We start from the raw sequence: 15507 nt of genomic DNA, 5'->3' as shown, positions 1-15507 counted from the left end.
CGGGGTCCTTCGGGTGCGGAAAGCGCCGATCCCGGGCGGCGCCGCCCGGCCCGGTCGCGCGGCCCGGGATCGGGCCCGCGGCGGCTCAGCCGAAGAGGGCGCGGGCGGTGCGGTAGCGGCCCTCGGGCACCACCTTCAGCTCGGCGACGGCGTCGTCGATCGGGATCCGGGTGACCCGCTCGCCCTGCAGGGCGACGATGGTGCCGAAGTCGCGCTCGTGCACCGCGCGGGCGGCGTGCACCCCGTAGCGGGTGGCCAGCACCCGGTCGTAGGCGGTGGGGGTGCCGCCGCGCTGGATGTGCCCGAGCACCGTGGTGCGCACGTCGTAGCCGGTGCGGTTCTTGATCTCGTCGCCGATGATCTGGCCGATCCCGTTGAAGGTCTGGTGGCCGAACTGGTCCACCCCGCCGGCGTCGAACTCCATGGTGCCCTCCTTGGGCGCCGCACCCTCGGCGACCACGATGATCCCGTACTTCTCCCCCATCTGGAAGCGGCGCTCCATGGACTTGCAGATCTCGTTGATGTCGAAGGGCTCCTCCGGGATCACGATGTAGTGCGCCCCGCCGGCCATGCCCGCGTGCAGCGCGATCCAGCCGACGTGCCGGCCCATCACCTCCACGATCATCACCCGCTGATGGGATTCGGCGGTGGTGTGCAGCCGGTCCACCGCATCGGTGGCCACCGCCACCGCGGTGTCGAAGCCGAAGGTGAAGTCGGTGCCGTTGACGTCGTTGTCGATGGTCTTCGGCACGCCCACCACCGGCACCCCGTTGTCCGCGAGCCATTTGCCGGCCTTGAGGGTGCCCTCGCCGCCGATCGGGATCAGCGCGTCGATGCCCGCGTCGGCGAGGTTGTCCTGGATCCGGTCCAGGCTGGCGGTGAGGATGTCCGGGTGGATCCGCCCGGTGCCGAGCATGGTGCCGCCGCGCAGCAGCACCCGGTCGATGTTCTCGTCGTCGTAGAGCTGGACCCGGCGATCCTCCATGAGGCCGATCCAGCCGTCCTCGTAGCCGACCACGGTGGAGCCGTACTCGGAGGAGGCGGTGCGGACGATGGCACGGATGACGGCGTTGAGCCCGGGGCAGTCGCCGCCGGAGGTGAGGGTCGCGATACGCATGAGCCCCAATCTAGTCCGCCCGATCCGGCCGCGCCCACCGAGGGTGAAGGCCCAGGTCACGACCGTTCGGGCCGGATCCGCCGGGGCGGGCGGCGGTGCCGGGCCGGGCCCGGCGGCGAACACCGTGCGCCGGGGCTCAGGCCCCGCCGGCGCGCTCGGGCGCGCCGCGCGGCGGCCGGGGCCGGCGGGAGAACCCGGAGACCGCGACCAGGCCCAGGGCGAGCACCACCGCCTGCATCACCAGCACCTGGCCGAGTACCTCCACCCCGGCGCCGGCGGCCTCGCGCAGCTGGATGAACGCCGCGGTGGCCGCCGAGCCCAGCACCGCGCCGACCTGGCGGGCGGTGTTGTACACCCCGGAGGCGGCGCCGACGGCGTCCCCGCGCACGCCGAGCATCGTGGTCGTGGAGTTCGGCGCCCACACGAAGCCGTTGCCGAAGCCGAGCACCACCGAGGCCGCCGGAACCCACCACACCGAGCGGGCCGGGTCCAGCACCAGCCACATCAGCAGATGGCCGGCGATCATCATGGCGAAGCCGAACATGGACAGCACCCGCGGCTGCACCCGGCCGATGAGGGCGCCCACCAGCGGGGCCAGCGCACCGGAGACCACCGCCATCGGCGCGATCATCAGCCCCGCGGCCAGGGCGGAGCGGTCCGCGAAGCGCTGCAGGTAGATCATGATCGGCAGCGCGTTGGAGGCCACCGCGAAGCCCATCGCGGCGATGGAGAAGGAGCCGCGGGAGAAGTCGCCGTCGCGGAAGAGCCCCAGCGGCACCAGGGCCTCCACCCCGCGCTCGCTGGCGCGGGCCTGCAGCCGGATGAACACCGCCACCAGCGCCGCCCCGCCGGCCAGCAGCGCCCACACCCAGCCCGCCCAGCCCGCGGACTCGCCCTGCTGCAGCCCGACCACCAGGAAGGTCATCGCCAGCAGGGAGACCACGATGCCGGGGATGTCGAAGCTGCGGGAGACCCCCGGCAGCTCCGGGATCACCCGCAGCCCCAGCACCACGCAGAGCACGCCCACCGGCACGTTCACCAGGAAGATCCAGTGCCAGGTCAGGGCGGTGACGATCACCCCGCCGAGGATCGGGCCGGTGAGCGTGGCCAGGCCGGCCACGGTGCCCCACAGGCCCATCGCCGGCCCGCGCCGCTCCGGGGGGAAGATCCGGGTGATCACGGACAGCGACTGCGGGGAGATCATGGAGGCGCCGAGGCCCTGCAGGGCGCGGGCGCCGACCAGCAGCTCAATCGACGGGGCCAGGCCGCACAGCAGGCTGGCGACGGTGAACACCGCCACCCCGGCGAGGAAGATCCGCTTCTGGCCGAGCTGGTCGCCGAGCCGGCCCATCACCAGCAGCGGCACCGCGTAGGCGAGCAGGAAGGCGCTGGTCACCCAGATCACGGCGTTGTAGTCGGCGTCCAGCCGGGCCATGATGTCCGGGGTGGCCACCGCCACGATGGTCTGATCCAGCAGGATCATGAAGAAGGCGGTGCACAGCGGGATCAGGGCCAGCCAGGCCTGCCGCGGCGGCGGGTACCCGGTGCCCGGTTCTGCGTTCCTCGACACGCAGGCGACGCTACACCAGCGCCCCGCCGCCCCGGATCGGGGCGGCGGGGCGCGGCGGGCGGCGGGGCCTAGCCGATCGGCCCGCGGCGGGCCTCGTAGGCGGCGCCGACCCGGTAGAGCCGGTCATCGGCGTGCCGGGGGGCCATGATCTGCAGGCCCACCGGCAGCCCGGTGTCCGCGGCCAGCCCGGAGGGCACCGACATGCCGCACATGCCGGCGAGGTTCAGCGGCAGCGTGCACAGGTCGAACATGTACATGCCCAGCGGATCGTCGGTCTTCTCGCCGAGCCGGAACGCGGTGGTCGGGGTGGTCGGCGAGACCAGCACGTCGACCTGCTCGAAGGCCCGGTCGAAATCGCGCTGGATGAGGGTGCGCACCCGCTGCGCCTGGATGTAGTAGGCGTCGTAGTAGCCCACGGACAGCGCGTAGGTGCCGATGATGATCCGGCGCTTGACCTCGTCGCCGAAGCCGGCGGCGCGGGTGGCGGCCATCACCTCCTCCGCGGAGCGGGTGCCGTCGTCGCCGTCGCGGCGGCCGTAGCGCATCCCGTCGAAGCGGGCCAGGTTGGAGCTGACCTCGCAGGGCAGGATCAGGTAGTAGGCGGCCAGGGCGTGGTCGAAGTGCGGGCAGTCCACCTCCACCACCTCCGCCCCGGCGGCGGTGAGCTCCGCCACCGCGGCGTGGAAGCTGTCCAGCACCCCGGGCTGGTAGCTCTCCGGGCGGTCGAACTGGCGCACCACGCCGACCCGCACCCCGGAGAGATCCCCGCCGGCGCCGGCCCGGGCCCCGGCGACCACGTCGGCGATCGGCCGGTCCGTGGAGGTGGAGTCGTGCTCGTCATGGCCGGCGATCACCTGGTGCAGCAGCGCGGTGTCCAGCACGGTGCGCGCGGTCGGCCCGCCCTGGTCCAGGGAGGAGGCGCAGGCCACCAGGCCGTGCCGGGAGACGGTGCCGTAGGTGGGCTTGACGCCCACGGTGGCGGTCAGCGCCGCCGGCTGCCGGATGGAGCCGCCGGTGTCGGTGCCGATCGCCAGCGGGGCCATCGCCGCGGCCACCGCCGCCGCGGAGCCGCCGCCGGAGCCGCCGGGGGTGCGCTCGGCGTCCCAGGGGTTGCGGGTGGGCCCGTAGGCGGAGTTCTCCGTGGAGGAGCCCATCGCGAACTCGTCCATGTTGGTCTTGCCCAGGATCGGGATCCCGGCGGCGCGCAGCCGGGCCACCACGGTGGCGTCGTAGGGGCTGCGGTAGTCCTCCAGCATCCGGGAGCCGCAGGTGGTGGGCGCGTCCACGGTGGTGAACACGTCCTTCAGGGCCAGCGGCACCCCCGCCAGCGGGGAGGCCGGCTGCTCCCCCGCGTCCAGGGCGGCGTCCACGGCCCGGGCGGCGGCCAGGGCCTCCTCGGCGCCGACGTGCAGGAAGGCGTGCAGCCGCGGGTCCACCTCGGCGATCCGGTCCAGGAAGGCGCGGGTGACCTCCTCGGAGGTCAGCTCCCGGGAGTGGATCCGCTCGGCGAGTTCGGCGGCGGTGGCGCCGAGGATCGGGTCGGCGGCGACGGCGGCGGCGAGATTCGGGTTGGGCTCGGTCATGCTCACTCCGCCTCCCCCAGGATCCGGGGCACCTCGAAGCGGTCCTCGCGCACCGAGGGCGCCTGGTCGAGGGCCTGCTCGGCGGTGAGGGTGGGCCGCACCTCGTCCTCCCGCATCACCCCGGCCAGCGAGGAGGGGTGGCTCATCGGCTCGACATCGGCGGCGGCGACCTCCTGGACCTGCCGGACGTGGTTGATGATGCCGTCGATCTGGCCGGCGAACTCGTCGAGTTCGGCGTCCGTCAGCGCCAGGCGGGACAGTCGTGCGAGGTGGGATACCTCGTCGCGCGAGATGGCGGGCACGCGTGACCCCTTTCCTAAGTCGGGTGGTTGATCAACGCACCAGGGTAGTCGCCCGGCCCGCGCGGCGCGCGGAGCGCCCCACGCGGGCGGTGGCGGGGGTGCGCCGGGAACAAAGCCCGGGGGCATGCGCGTTACGTGATGGAGGGTCCGCCCGGGGGGCGGCCGCCGCCGCCTCCCCCGCCGGGGCCCGCTGAGCCACCCGACCCGACCCGGAAAGGCCGAACCGATCTCCGCCATGAGCTACCTGCTGCGAGTCCAGCTGCCCGACGTGCCCGGATCCCTGGGCTACCTCGCGGCCGCCCTCGGCGAAATCGGGGGCGACATCCGCAGCGTCGACGTCGTGGAGTGCACCGAGGACCGCACCGTGGTCGACGACATCGTCGTGGAGCTGCCCACGGGGGTGCTGCCCGATGCGCTGATCACCGCCGCGCGCTCCATGGGGGACGTGGAGGTCGACTCGGTGCGGCCCTACTCCGGGACCGTGGACCGCCGCGGCGAGGTGCGCATGCTCGCCGACCTGGCCCGGCACCGGGCCGCCCCGGTGCGCGCCCTGGCCGAGATCGTGGAGGGCCTGCCGCGCACCATGACCGCCGGCTGGGCGATCGTGCTGGAGCACGACGGGGCCGGCACCCGGCGCCTGGCCGCCTCCGCGGCCTCCCCGGAGGACGATGGCCGGGTGCTCGCCGAACCCCCGGTGACCAGCCCCCGGGAGCTCGACGGCGAGGGCGAGGACTGGATCCCGGACTCCTGGGCGGTGATGGACTCCGCCCTGGCCGCCGCCCCGGTCGGCGAGCGCTACACCCTGGTGGTGGGCCGGCCCGGCGGGCCGGACTTCCTGCCCTCCGAGGTGGAGCACATGGGCCGGCTCGGCGACATCATCGGCGCCGTGCTGGGCTGAGCCGGCGGCGCCGCGCGGCGGCCCGACCCGCGGATCGGCGCCGGTGCCGGGTATGCTGGGACTTTGGCCGCGACCCCGCCGCACCCGCCGGATGGGGCCGTGGCCGGACCGCGCCTCGCCGACCCCTAGGAGCAGCCCCATGACCGATTTGACCGCCAGCCTCGCCTCCCACGTCCGGGCGGAGTCGGGCCGCACCCCGGCCTCGGCGACGGCCGCCGAGTTCTGGGCCGGGCTGTCCAGCGTGGTCGTCGACCGGCTGGCCGGCAACTGGGAGGCCAGCTCCCGGGCCTACGCCGCCACCCGCCGCCAGCACTACTTCTCCGCCGAGTTCCTCATGGGCCGGGCGCTGCTGAACAACCTGCTCAACCTGGATCTGCTCGACGAGGCCCGGGAGGCCGTCGCCGCCTGCGGCGCGGAGCTGCCGGACGTGCTCGAGGCCGAGCATGACGCGGCCCTGGGCAATGGCGGCCTGGGCCGGCTGGCCGCCTGCTTCCTGGACTCCTGCGCCACCCAGGACCTGCCGGTGACCGGCTACGGCATCCTCTACCGCTACGGGCTGTTCAAGCAGACCTTCGAGGACGGCTTCCAGGCCGAGCACCCGGACCCGTGGATGGAGGAGGGCTACCCCTTCGTGGTGCGCCGCGAGGAGCGCGCCCGGATCGTGCGCTTCGACGACCTGGTGGTGCGCGCGGTGCCCCATGACATGCCGATCACCGGCTACGGCACCGACAACGTGAACACCCTGCGGCTGTGGAACTCCGAGCCGATGCGGGAGTTCGACTACGACGCCTTCAACTCGCAGCGCTTCACCGAGGCGATCGTGGAGCGCGAGCGGGTGCACGACCTGTGCCGGGTGCTCTACCCCAACGACTCCACCTACGAGGGCAAGGTGCTGCGGGTGCGCCAGCAGTACTTCTTCGTCTCCGCCTCGCTGCAGGAGATGGTGGAGACCCACCTCGCCGAGCACGGCGACCTGGCCACCTTCCACGAGTACAACTGCATCCAGCTCAACGACACCCACCCGGTGCTGGCCATCCCGGAGCTGATGCGGATCCTGCTCGACGAGCACCACATGGGCTGGGACGAGGCCTGGGGCATCGTCTCGCGCACCTTCGCCTACACCAACCACACCGTGCTCGCCGAGGCCCTGGAGACCTGGGAGTACTCCATCTTCGAGCGGCTGTTCCACCGGGTGCTGGAGATCACCGCGGAAATCGACCGCCGCTTCCGGCTCGACCTCGCCGGGCGGGGCGTGGACCAGGGCACCATCGACTACCTGGCGCCGATCTCGCACGGCCGGATCCACATGGCCTGGATCGCCTGCTACACCGCGTACTCCATCAACGGCGTCGCCGCGCTGCACACCGAGATCATCAAGCGGGAGACCCTGCGCCCCTGGCACGACATCTGGCCGGAGCGGTTCAACAACAAGACCAACGGGGTCACCCCCCGGCGCTGGCTGCACCAGTGCAACCCGCGCCTGGCGGAGCTGCTCACCCGGCTCGCCGGCTCCGACGCCTGGGTCACCGACCTCGACGAGCTCGCCGAGCTGGAGCGCTACGCCGGGGACGAGTCTGTGCTGCGCGAGATCGCCGCGGTGAAGCGGGCCAACAAGGCCGATTTCGCGGAGTGGATCCGCCGCCGGCAGGGCGCGGAGATCCCGGTCGACGCGATCTACGACGTGCAGATCAAGCGGCTGCACGAGTACAAGCGGCAGCTGCTCAACGCCCTGTACATCCTGGACCTGTACTTCCGGATCAAGGCCGACCCGGACCTCGACATCACCCCCCGGGTGGCGATCTTCGGGGCGAAGGCCGCCCCCGGCTACGTGCGGGCGAAGGCGATCATCAAGTTCATCAACGCGATCGCCGAGCTGGTCAACGGCGACCCGGAGATCGGCGACCGGCTCAAGGTGGTGTTCGTGGAGAACTACAACGTCTCCCCCGCCGAGCACATCATCCCCGCCGCGGACGTCTCCGAGCAGATCTCCACCGCCGGCAAGGAGGCCTCCGGCACCGGCAACATGAAGCTGATGATGAACGGGGCGCTGACCCTGGGCACCATGGACGGGGCGAACGTGGAGATCGTCGCCGCCGTCGGCGACGACAACGCCTACATCTTCGGCGCCACCGAGGAGGAGCTGCCCGCGCTGCGCGAGTCCCACCGGCCGCGGGAGCTCTACGAAACCGTGCCGGGGCTGCGCCGGGTGCTCGACGCCCTGGTCGACGGCACCCTCTCCGACGGCGGCACCGGCATGTTCCACGAGCTGCGGGCCAGCCTGCTCGACGGGGTCGGCCATGAGCCGGCGGACGCCTGGTACGTGCTCGGCGACTTCGCCGACTACCGGGAGACCCGGGACCGGATGGCCGCGGACTACCGCGATGAGCTGGGCTGGGCGGCGATGTGCTTCCGCAACATCATCCGCTCCGGCCGGTTCTCCTCGGACCGCACCATCCGGGACTACGCCGAGGAGGTGTGGCGGATCGAGCCCACCCCCATCGAGGGCGAGTAGCCCGGCGCGGGCGCGTCGGGCGGGGCCCGGCCCCGGCGGTGGACGCCGCCGGGGCCGGGCCCCGGCCGGCTCCGCCGCGGGCCGCCGGCGCTACCCCTCCCGCCCCGGGATCGCCGCGGCGCCCTCGGCGAGCAGCCGGTGGAAGCCGGCCTCGTCGAGCATCGGCACGCCCAGGGACTCGGCCTTGTCCGCCTTGGACCCGGCCCCGGGCCCGGCGACGACCACGTCGGTCTTCTTCGACACGCTGCCCGCGGCCTTGCCGCCGCGGGCCATGATCGCCTCCTTGGCGCCGTCCCGGGTGAAGTCCGCCAGCGACCCGGTGACCACCACGGTGAGCCCCGCCAGGGTCTGCTCGGGGCGGTCGGCGGCCGCATCGGCCATCCGCACCCCGGCGGCGGCCCAGCGGGCGACGACCTCCCGGTGCCAGTCCACCGCGAACCAGTCGATGACGCTGTCCGCGATCACCTCCCCGACCCCGTCGACGTCGGCGAGCTCCTCCCGGTCCGCCGCCCGGATCGCGTCCATGGAGCCGAAGCGGCCGGCCAGCGCCCGGGCCGCGATCGGGCCGACGTGCCGGATGGACAGGCTGACCAGCACCCGCCACAGCTCCCGGTCCTTCGCCGCCTCGATGTTGGCCAGCAGCTTGCGCCCGTTGGCGCTGAGCTCCCCCTTGGCGGTGGTGTACACCCCGGTGCGGCGCAGATCGGCCTCGCCGAGCTCGAAGAGCCGGCCCTCGTCGGGCAGCACCCCGCGGTGGATCAGGTCCGCGGCCCCGCGTTCGCCGAGGTTCTCGATGTCCAGCCCGGCGCGGGAGGCGAGGAACTCCACCCGCCGGCGCAGCTGCCCGGGGCAGTACCGGGTGTTCGGGCAGCGCCAGTCGGCGTCGTCCTCCCGGGCCGGGGCCAGCCGGGTGCCGCATTCGGGGCACAGGTCCGGGAAGCGGTACTCCCGCTCGGAGCCGTCCCGGGCCTCGGCGACGGGGCCGAGCACCTCGGGGATGACGTCCCCGGCCTTGCGCACGGTGACCCGGTCGCCGATGTAGACGCCCTTGCGGCGCACCTCGGCGGGGTTGTGCAGGGTGGCCATCTCCACCGTGGACCCGGCCACCTGCACCGGGCGCAGCACCGCGTAGGGGGTGGCCCGGCCGGTGCGGCCGATGGACACCCGGATGTCCAGCAGATCGGTGATCTGCTCCTCCGGCGGGTACTTGTAGGCGATCGCCCAGCGCGGGGCGCGGCTGGTGGAGCCCAGTTCGCGCTGCCGGGCGAGATCGTCGACCTTGACCACCAGCCCGTCCATCTCGTGCTCGGCGTCGTGCCGGTGCTCCCCCCAGTGCCGCATCGCGGCGACCACCGCATCGGGGTCGGTGACCCGCCGGGTGTGCGGGCTGACGTGCAGCCCCCAGGCGGCCAGCGCCCGGTAGCCGTCGTGCTGGGTGGCCGGGCGCTCTCCCTCGAAGGCGCCGATGCCGTGGCAGATCATGGACAGCCGGCGCCGGGCGGTCTCCGCCGGGTCCTTCTGCCGCAGCGAGCCGGCGGCGGCGTTGCGGGGGTTGGCGAAGGCGGGCCGGCCGGCCTCGACCCGCTCGGCGTTGACCCGCTCGAATTCGGCGAGGGGGAGGTACACCTCGCCGCGGACCTCCACCAGCTCCGGCACCGGGAACTCCGCGGTGCCGGTGAGCTCATCGGGGATGTCGGCGATGGTGCGGGCGTTGGCGGTGACGTTCTCCCCGGTGACCCCGTCGCCGCGGGTGGCCGCCCGGGTGAGCCGCCCGCCCTCGTAGACCAGGTCGATGGACAGCCCGTCGATCTTCAGCTCGGTGAGGTAGGCCTGCGCCGGGGTGCGCGCCAGCCAGTCCCGCAGCGAGGCCTCGTCGAAGACGTTGTCCAGGCTGTACAGCCGCTGCAGGTGGGTGACCGGGGCGAAGACCTCCCCGTCGCCGGCGGCGGCCAGCGCCGCCGGGTCCGCGCCCACGGTGCGGCTGGGGCTGTCCGGGACGGCCAGCGCCGGGTGCGCCGCCTCGAGATCGCGCAGTTCGGCGAAGAGCCGGTCGTATTCGGCGTCGGCGACCACCGGGGCGCCGGCGTAGTAGCGGGCGGAGTGCTCGCGCAGCGCCCCGGCGAGCTCGGCCCAGCGCGCCCGGGCGGCGGCGGGCACGGCCCCGGGGTCGTCGGCGGGCTCGGCTGCGGCATCGGTGCGGGAAGTCACGGCGCCGAGTCTAACGCCGCGGGCCGGCGGCGGGCCCGGATGCGCCCGCGGGCGCGCGGGATCGCCCGGGCCCGGCCTAGACTGTCCGGCATGAGCCGCTTCGACGTGGGAAAGATGGTCGCCTTCGATTTGGAGACCACCGGCACCGATCCGCGCACCTGCCGCATCGTCACCTCCGCCCTGGTGCGGCTGACCGCCGGGCAGGAGCCGCGGAAGCTGGCCATGCTCGCCGACCCGGGGGTGGAGATCCCGGAGGCGGCGACCCGGATCCACGGGATCACCACCGAACGCGCCCGCGCCGAGGGCGAGCCCCATGAGCGGGTGCTGCGGCGCACCATCGACGCGCTGCGGGCGGCCTGGGCGGACGGCTACGCGGCGGTGATCTACAACGCCGCCTACGACCTGTCGGTGCTGCGCGCCCTGGAGCCCGGATTCACCGTGGACGGGCTGGTGGTGGACCCCTACGTGCTGGACAAGCGCTTCACCCCGAAGCTGCGCGGCTCCGGGCAGCGCAAGCTGGGGCCCACCTGCGAACGCTACGGGGTGCGCCTGGACGCCGCGCACGACGCCACCGAGGACGCCCTCGCCGCGGCCCGGCTGGCCTGGATGATGGCCAAGCGGCATCCGGAGATCACGGAGATGGACGGCGATGCGCTGATGGAGCTGCAGGCGGTGCAGGCCTGGGAGGACGCGGCCTCGCTGGCCGAGTACTTCCGCAGCCGGGGCCGGGACGCCTCCGATGTGGACGGCACCTGGCCGATGCGCGGCTGAGGCCGCCGCCCCGCCCCTAGTCCGCGGCCGCCGCCGCGGCCCCGGCCGGCGCCGCCGGCCACAGCGCCCGCGCCCCGAGCAGGCGCACCAGGGCGGGCACCACCAGCGGGCGCACCACGAAGGTGTCCAGCAGGATGCCGATCGCCATGGCCAGGCCGAACTGGAAGAGCTCGCGCACCGGCATCACGGTGAGCACCGCGAAGGTCGCCGCCAGGATCACCCCCGCCGAGGAGACCACCCCGCCGGTGCGGGTGAGCGCCTCGCGCATCGCCGCCCGGGGCCCGGCGTGCACCAGCTCCTGGCGGTACCGGGCCATGAGGAAGATGGTGTAGTCCACGCCCAGGGCGATGGTGAAGATGAGCACGTAGGCGGGCACCTCCGCGCCGATCCCGGCGTCCCCGCCCAGGGTCACCGCGGCGAGCACGGTGGCGCCCATGGTGGCGGCGTAGCCGAGGGCCTGCAGGGCCATCAGGTACGGCGGGGCCAGCGCGGAGCGCAGCAGGGCGGCGAGCACCGCGCCGACCACCACCAGCAGCAGCGGCAGCAGCACCGCCAGGTCCCGGTGCACCGCGGCGCGCAGGTCCCGGTCCTCGGCGGCCGGCCCGGCCGCCGCCGCCCGCGGCGCGGCCACCCCGGCGGCGGCGAGCCCCTCCTCCACCGCGGCGGTGAGCTCGTCGAGGGAGTCCATCACCGCCGGGGTGCGCGGGTCGGCGGCGGGGATCACCCGCAGCCGCCCGGCGGTGCCGTCGGCGGTCGCCGCGGGCCGGGGCAGCGCCACCCGGGCCACCAGATCGGGGTGCTCCTCCGGCAGCCGGGCGGCGACCCCGGCCAGCCGGGCCTCGTCCAGGCCGCCGGCGGCGCGCAGCTCGATGGTCTCCGGGGCGGTCTCCCCGGGGCCGAGTTCGGCGGCGATGAGGTCCCGGCCGGCGGCGGCGTCGGTGGCCACCCGCAGCCCGGAGACGGTGTCGTGGCTCTCCCGGTAGCCGGCCAGGCCCGCGGTGAGCGCCAGCAGCAGCGCCAGGCCGGCGGCGAGCACCCGCCGCGGGGCGCGGTCGACGCCCCGGGCCACCGCCGCCCACAGCCGGGGCCGGGCCGCCCGGGCCAGGGCGCGATCCCGCCCGCCGGGCCAGAACACCGCGCCCCCGGCGGCGAGGATGAGGGCCGGCAGCAGGCTCACCGCGGCGGCGAAGAGCACCGCCACGCCGAGGGCGAACAGCCCGCCGAATCCGCGCAGCACCGGGGTGGCGGCCACGAGCAGCGCCAGCAGCGCGGCGATGATGGTGCCCGCCGAGGAGGCCAGCGCGGAACCGGCACGGCCCATCGCCCGGATCATGGCGGCGTGCCGGGCGGGGCCGGGGTCCGCCGCGGCCCGCGCCCCCGCCGCGGCGAGCTCCTCCCGGTAGCGGGCGTTGATGATGAGCGCGTAGTCGGTGCCCACCCCGAACAGCAGCACGGTGAGGATGGCGGTGGACTGGGCGGTGCTGGACACCGCCCCGGCGGCCTCGGCGAACCCGGCCAGGCCGCGGGCGGCGACCAGGGCCACGGCCACCGCGGCCAGCGGGATGACCGCCAGCACCGGGGAGCGGTACACCGCGAGCAGGATGATCAGCACGATCGCCATGGTCGCCGCGCCGAGCGCCCGGTCGGCCTGGGCGAAGGCGGCGACCAGGTCATTGGCGATGCCCGCCGGGCCCGCCAGATGCGCCGCCGCCGCCGGCCCGGCGGCGGCGGCGACCGCGTCCCGGGCGGCGGCGCGCACCCCCTCGATGGTGTCGGCGTAGCCGGCCGCGCCCGGGGTATCGGCGAGCAGCACGGCGGCGGTGCGGGTGGCCCCGTCCGCCGAGGCCGTCCCGGCCTCCTCCCCCGGGATGCACCCCGGGCCGGGGCGCAGCCCGGAGCCCGGGTCCGCGCACAGCGGGGACACCACCGCGGTGACGCCCTCGGCGGCGCCCACGGCGCGCAGCGCCGCGGCCATCGCGGCGGTCGCCGCACCGGCGTCGCCGGCGTGCACCACCAGGGTGCCGGGCGGGCCGCCGGCGCCGGCCGGGCCGGCCGCGCCGGCGTCCAGGAAGGCCCGCTCCAGGCGGGCGGAGGCCGCCGCCGAGGGCGCGTCCGCCGGCGCTCCGCCGGCGTGCGCGGCGGGCTCCCCGGCGGCCGGGGCGGTCAGCGCGAGCAGCACCGCGGCGAGCAGCCAGGCCCCGATCACCGCCCAGGCGCGGGCGCGGGTGGCCAGGAGGGTCTCGGCGAGGCGGCGGAACATAGCTGGATTGTCGCACGGGTCGGCCATGCCCGGTGTTCGGAGCCGACGCCGCCCCCGGTGCGGGCCCCCGCCCGGGGCGGGGGCGGGGCCTCAGAGGTCCCCGGCGGCCCGGGTGACCAGCCCGGCGGCCCGGCGCACCGCGGCCAGGGCCCGCGCCGGCCAGGCGGCGTCCACCCCGGCGAACCCGGCCTCCGGGGTCAGCGCCACCCGGTCGACCAGTTCCGCGCGGGGGAAGCCCAGCTCGTCCCAGAGCCGGGCGACGCCCTCGGCGATGGCCCGCTCGTCGGGGTCCGCCCAGGCGCCGGTGATCGCGTCCCGGGCCCCGGGCGCGGCCGGGGCGCAGCCGAGCTCCAGGTGCACCCCGCCGGCGATGAGGGAGCCCACCCCGTCCAGGGCGGCGGTGCCGCGCAGCCGGTCCGCGCGCACCCACAGCGCCGCCGCCCCCGATTCGGCGACCACGGCGGCGGGCAGCGCCGCGGTCCCCGGGCCGGCCGGGCCGGCTACCGGGGCGGCGCCGGGGCGCAGGGTCACCGGCACCTCCGCGGCGGCCAGCCGCCCGATGAGGAGGCGCAGCAGCGCGGCGGCCTCCCGGGCGGGCACCGGCTCCAGCCGGCCCCAGCCGGCGGCGTCCGGCACCAGCCCGCCCAGGGCCGCCCCGATCCCGGGTTCGTCGAGCTGCACGGCGACCGCCGCGCCATGCCGGCGGCGGATGTCCGCGGCCGCGGCGGCCAGGCCCTCGGCCAGGGATTCGGCGAGCCAGGCCCGGGCGCCCCGGTCGGCGAGCAGCCGGTGCCCGGCGGCGTCCTCCACCGCGGTGGCCAGGCTCAGCGGGCCCAGCGCGCTCAGCCGCACCCGCTGCGGGGCCGTGCCCCAGGCCGCCTCGCAGCCGTCGGCCTCGGCCTCCAGCAGATCCCGGGCGCGCACCGCCGCCCGCGGCGGGTGCCCGGCGTCGCCGCCGGCCGCCACCCGCCAGCCGCGGATCCCGCGGTCCAGGACGAGATCGGCGGCCAGCGCCCCGGTGCGGCCCACCGGGTCGGCGCCGAGGCCCCGGGCCGGCTGCACCGGGCGGTGCACCACCCCGGCGGATTCCCCGGCGATGATCTCGGCGGCCGCGGCCGGGTCCGACCCCGGCATCGGGCCCAGCCCGTGGCAGCCGGTCACCGGCCGGCCCCCCGGATGGTGCCGGAGGCCAGCACGATGTCCCCGCGCGGGTCGGGGCGGTAGAGCACCGCGGCCTGGCCGGGGGCGATCCCGGTGAGATCCGCCGCGGCGTGCACCCGGAAGGCCCCGCCGCGGCCGGTGCCCGGGTCCTCCGGGCCGGCCAGCGGCTGCACCGTGCAGTCCACCGGGGCGCCGTGCGCGCGCACCTGCACCTGCACCGGGCCCGCGGTGACCTGACCCGGGTCGGCCAGCCACACCGCCCGGTCCACCTCCAGCCGGCGCACCCGCAGCTGCTCGGCGGGGCCCACGGTGACCGTGGCGGTGGCCGCGTCGATGCCGGTGACGTAGCGGGGCCGGCCGTCGGCGGCGGGCCCGGGCAGGCCCAGGCCGCGGCGCTGGCCGATGGTGAACCCGTGCACCCCCTGGTGCCGGGCGAGCACCTCCCCGCTGCCGGCGTCCACCACCGCCCCGGGGCGCAGCCCGATCCGGGCGCCGAGGAAGGCGCGGGTGTCCCCGTCCGGGATGAAGCAGATGTCGTGGCTGTCCGGTTTCGCCGCGGTGCGCAGGCCCAGCGCGGCGGCCTCGGCGCGGATCGCGGGTTTCTCGGTGTCCCCGCAGGGGAAGAGGCAGTGCGCCAGCTGCACCCGGTCGAGCACCCCGAGCACGTAGGACTGGTCCTTGGCGGCGTCCGGGCTGCGCCGCAGCAGCCCGCCCTCGTGCACCGCGTAGTGGCCGCTGGCCACCGCGTCGAAGCCCAGCGCCAGGGCGCGTTCGAGCAGGGCGGCGAACTTGATCCGCTCATTGCAGCGCAGGCAGGGGTTGGGGGTCTCCCCGCGGGCGTAGGAGGCGGTGAAGTCGCCGATCACCTCCCGTTCGAAGCGCTCGGCGAAATCCCACACGTAGAAGGGGATGCCCAGCCGGTCGCAGACCCGGCGGGCGTCGGCGGAGTCCTCCAGGGAGCAGCAGCCGCGGGCGGATTCGCGCACCGCCGCCGGGTCCCGGGACAGCGCCAGGTGCACCCCGATGACCTCATGGCCGGCGGCCAGGGCCCGGGCGGCGGCGACGGAGGAGTCCACTCCCCCGCTCATCGCGGCGACGACGCGCATCACGCTCCCCTTCCGGCTC

General features: G+C 75.6%; 11 protein-coding genes. 3 read left to right on the top strand and 8 right to left on the bottom strand.

All coding sequences use genetic code 11. The features are described 5' to 3' along the window. Positions 1 to 85: 85 nt before the first annotated feature. The 4 genes from CSPHI_RS04435 to gatC all read right to left on the bottom strand — a co-directional run bounded on the left by CSPHI_RS04435 (position 86) and on the right by gatC (position 4572). On the bottom strand, positions 86 to 1117 hold the full coding sequence (locus tag CSPHI_RS04435) for a 6-phosphofructokinase (protein ID WP_075691681.1): 1032 nt from the start codon (positions 1115 to 1117) through the stop codon (positions 86 to 88). A 136-nt stretch (positions 1118 to 1253) separates the two neighbouring features. Next, positions 1254 to 2687: a DHA2 family efflux MFS transporter permease subunit gene (locus CSPHI_RS04430; RefSeq protein WP_075691680.1), complete on the bottom strand. Its 1434-nt coding sequence runs from the start codon at positions 2685 to 2687 to the stop codon at positions 1254 to 1256. Between the two features lie 68 nt (positions 2688 to 2755). After that, positions 2756 to 4270: an Asp-tRNA(Asn)/Glu-tRNA(Gln) amidotransferase subunit GatA gene (gene gatA / locus CSPHI_RS04425; RefSeq protein ID WP_075691679.1), complete on the bottom strand. Its 1515-nt coding sequence runs from the start codon at positions 4268 to 4270 to the stop codon at positions 2756 to 2758. Between the two features lie 2 nt (positions 4271 to 4272). Beyond that, positions 4273 to 4572, bottom strand: coding sequence for an Asp-tRNA(Asn)/Glu-tRNA(Gln) amidotransferase subunit GatC (gatC, locus tag CSPHI_RS04420; protein ID WP_075691678.1), 300 nt, complete (start codon positions 4570 to 4572; stop codon positions 4273 to 4275). Between the two features lie 235 nt (positions 4573 to 4807). On the opposite strand from gatC, the gene CSPHI_RS04415 reads away from it, so the two are divergent. Then, entirely contained in the window at positions 4808 to 5470 is a 663-nt protein-coding gene (locus tag CSPHI_RS04415) for an ACT domain-containing protein (RefSeq protein WP_075691677.1), read from the top strand. A 139-nt stretch (positions 5471 to 5609) separates the two neighbouring features. Beyond that, positions 5610 to 7982: a glycogen/starch/alpha-glucan phosphorylase gene (locus CSPHI_RS04410; RefSeq protein ID WP_075691676.1), complete on the top strand. Its 2373-nt coding sequence runs from the start codon at positions 5610 to 5612 to the stop codon at positions 7980 to 7982. A 90-nt stretch (positions 7983 to 8072) separates the two neighbouring features. Here CSPHI_RS04410 and ligA read toward each other — a convergent pair whose 3' ends face one another. Beyond that, positions 8073 to 10139, bottom strand: coding sequence for an NAD-dependent DNA ligase LigA (gene ligA / locus CSPHI_RS04405; protein ID WP_075693728.1), 2067 nt, complete (start codon positions 10137 to 10139; stop codon positions 8073 to 8075). Positions 10140 to 10280: 141 nt separating this feature from the next. Between ligA and CSPHI_RS04400 the strand changes: the two genes are divergently transcribed. Continuing rightward, positions 10281 to 10961, top strand: coding sequence for a 3'-5' exonuclease (locus tag CSPHI_RS04400; RefSeq protein ID WP_157118475.1), 681 nt, complete (start codon positions 10281 to 10283; stop codon positions 10959 to 10961). Positions 10962 to 10977: 16 nt separating this feature from the next. On the opposite strand, the gene CSPHI_RS04395 is transcribed toward CSPHI_RS04400, so the two are convergent. From CSPHI_RS04395 to mnmA, 3 genes are all read right to left on the bottom strand, one after another. Then, positions 10978 to 13221, bottom strand: coding sequence for an MMPL family transporter (locus tag CSPHI_RS04395; RefSeq protein ID WP_075691674.1), 2244 nt, complete (start codon positions 13219 to 13221; stop codon positions 10978 to 10980). Between the two features lie 90 nt (positions 13222 to 13311). Beyond that, entirely contained in the window at positions 13312 to 14382 is a 1071-nt protein-coding gene (locus CSPHI_RS04390) for a uroporphyrinogen decarboxylase/cobalamine-independent methonine synthase family protein (RefSeq protein WP_075691673.1), read from the bottom strand. Next, positions 14379 to 15488: a tRNA 2-thiouridine(34) synthase MnmA gene (gene mnmA / locus CSPHI_RS04385; protein ID WP_075691672.1), complete on the bottom strand. Its 1110-nt coding sequence runs from the start codon at positions 15486 to 15488 to the stop codon at positions 14379 to 14381. The genes CSPHI_RS04390 and mnmA overlap by 4 nt, the downstream gene beginning before the upstream one ends. Positions 15489 to 15507 lie beyond the last annotated feature (19 nt).

Origin of the sequence: Corynebacterium sphenisci DSM 44792, assembly GCF_001941505.1 — a bacterium.
Lineage (GTDB): Bacteria > Actinomycetota > Actinomycetes > Mycobacteriales > Mycobacteriaceae > Corynebacterium > Corynebacterium sphenisci.
This window is presented reverse-complemented; position numbering and strand designations above follow the sequence as displayed.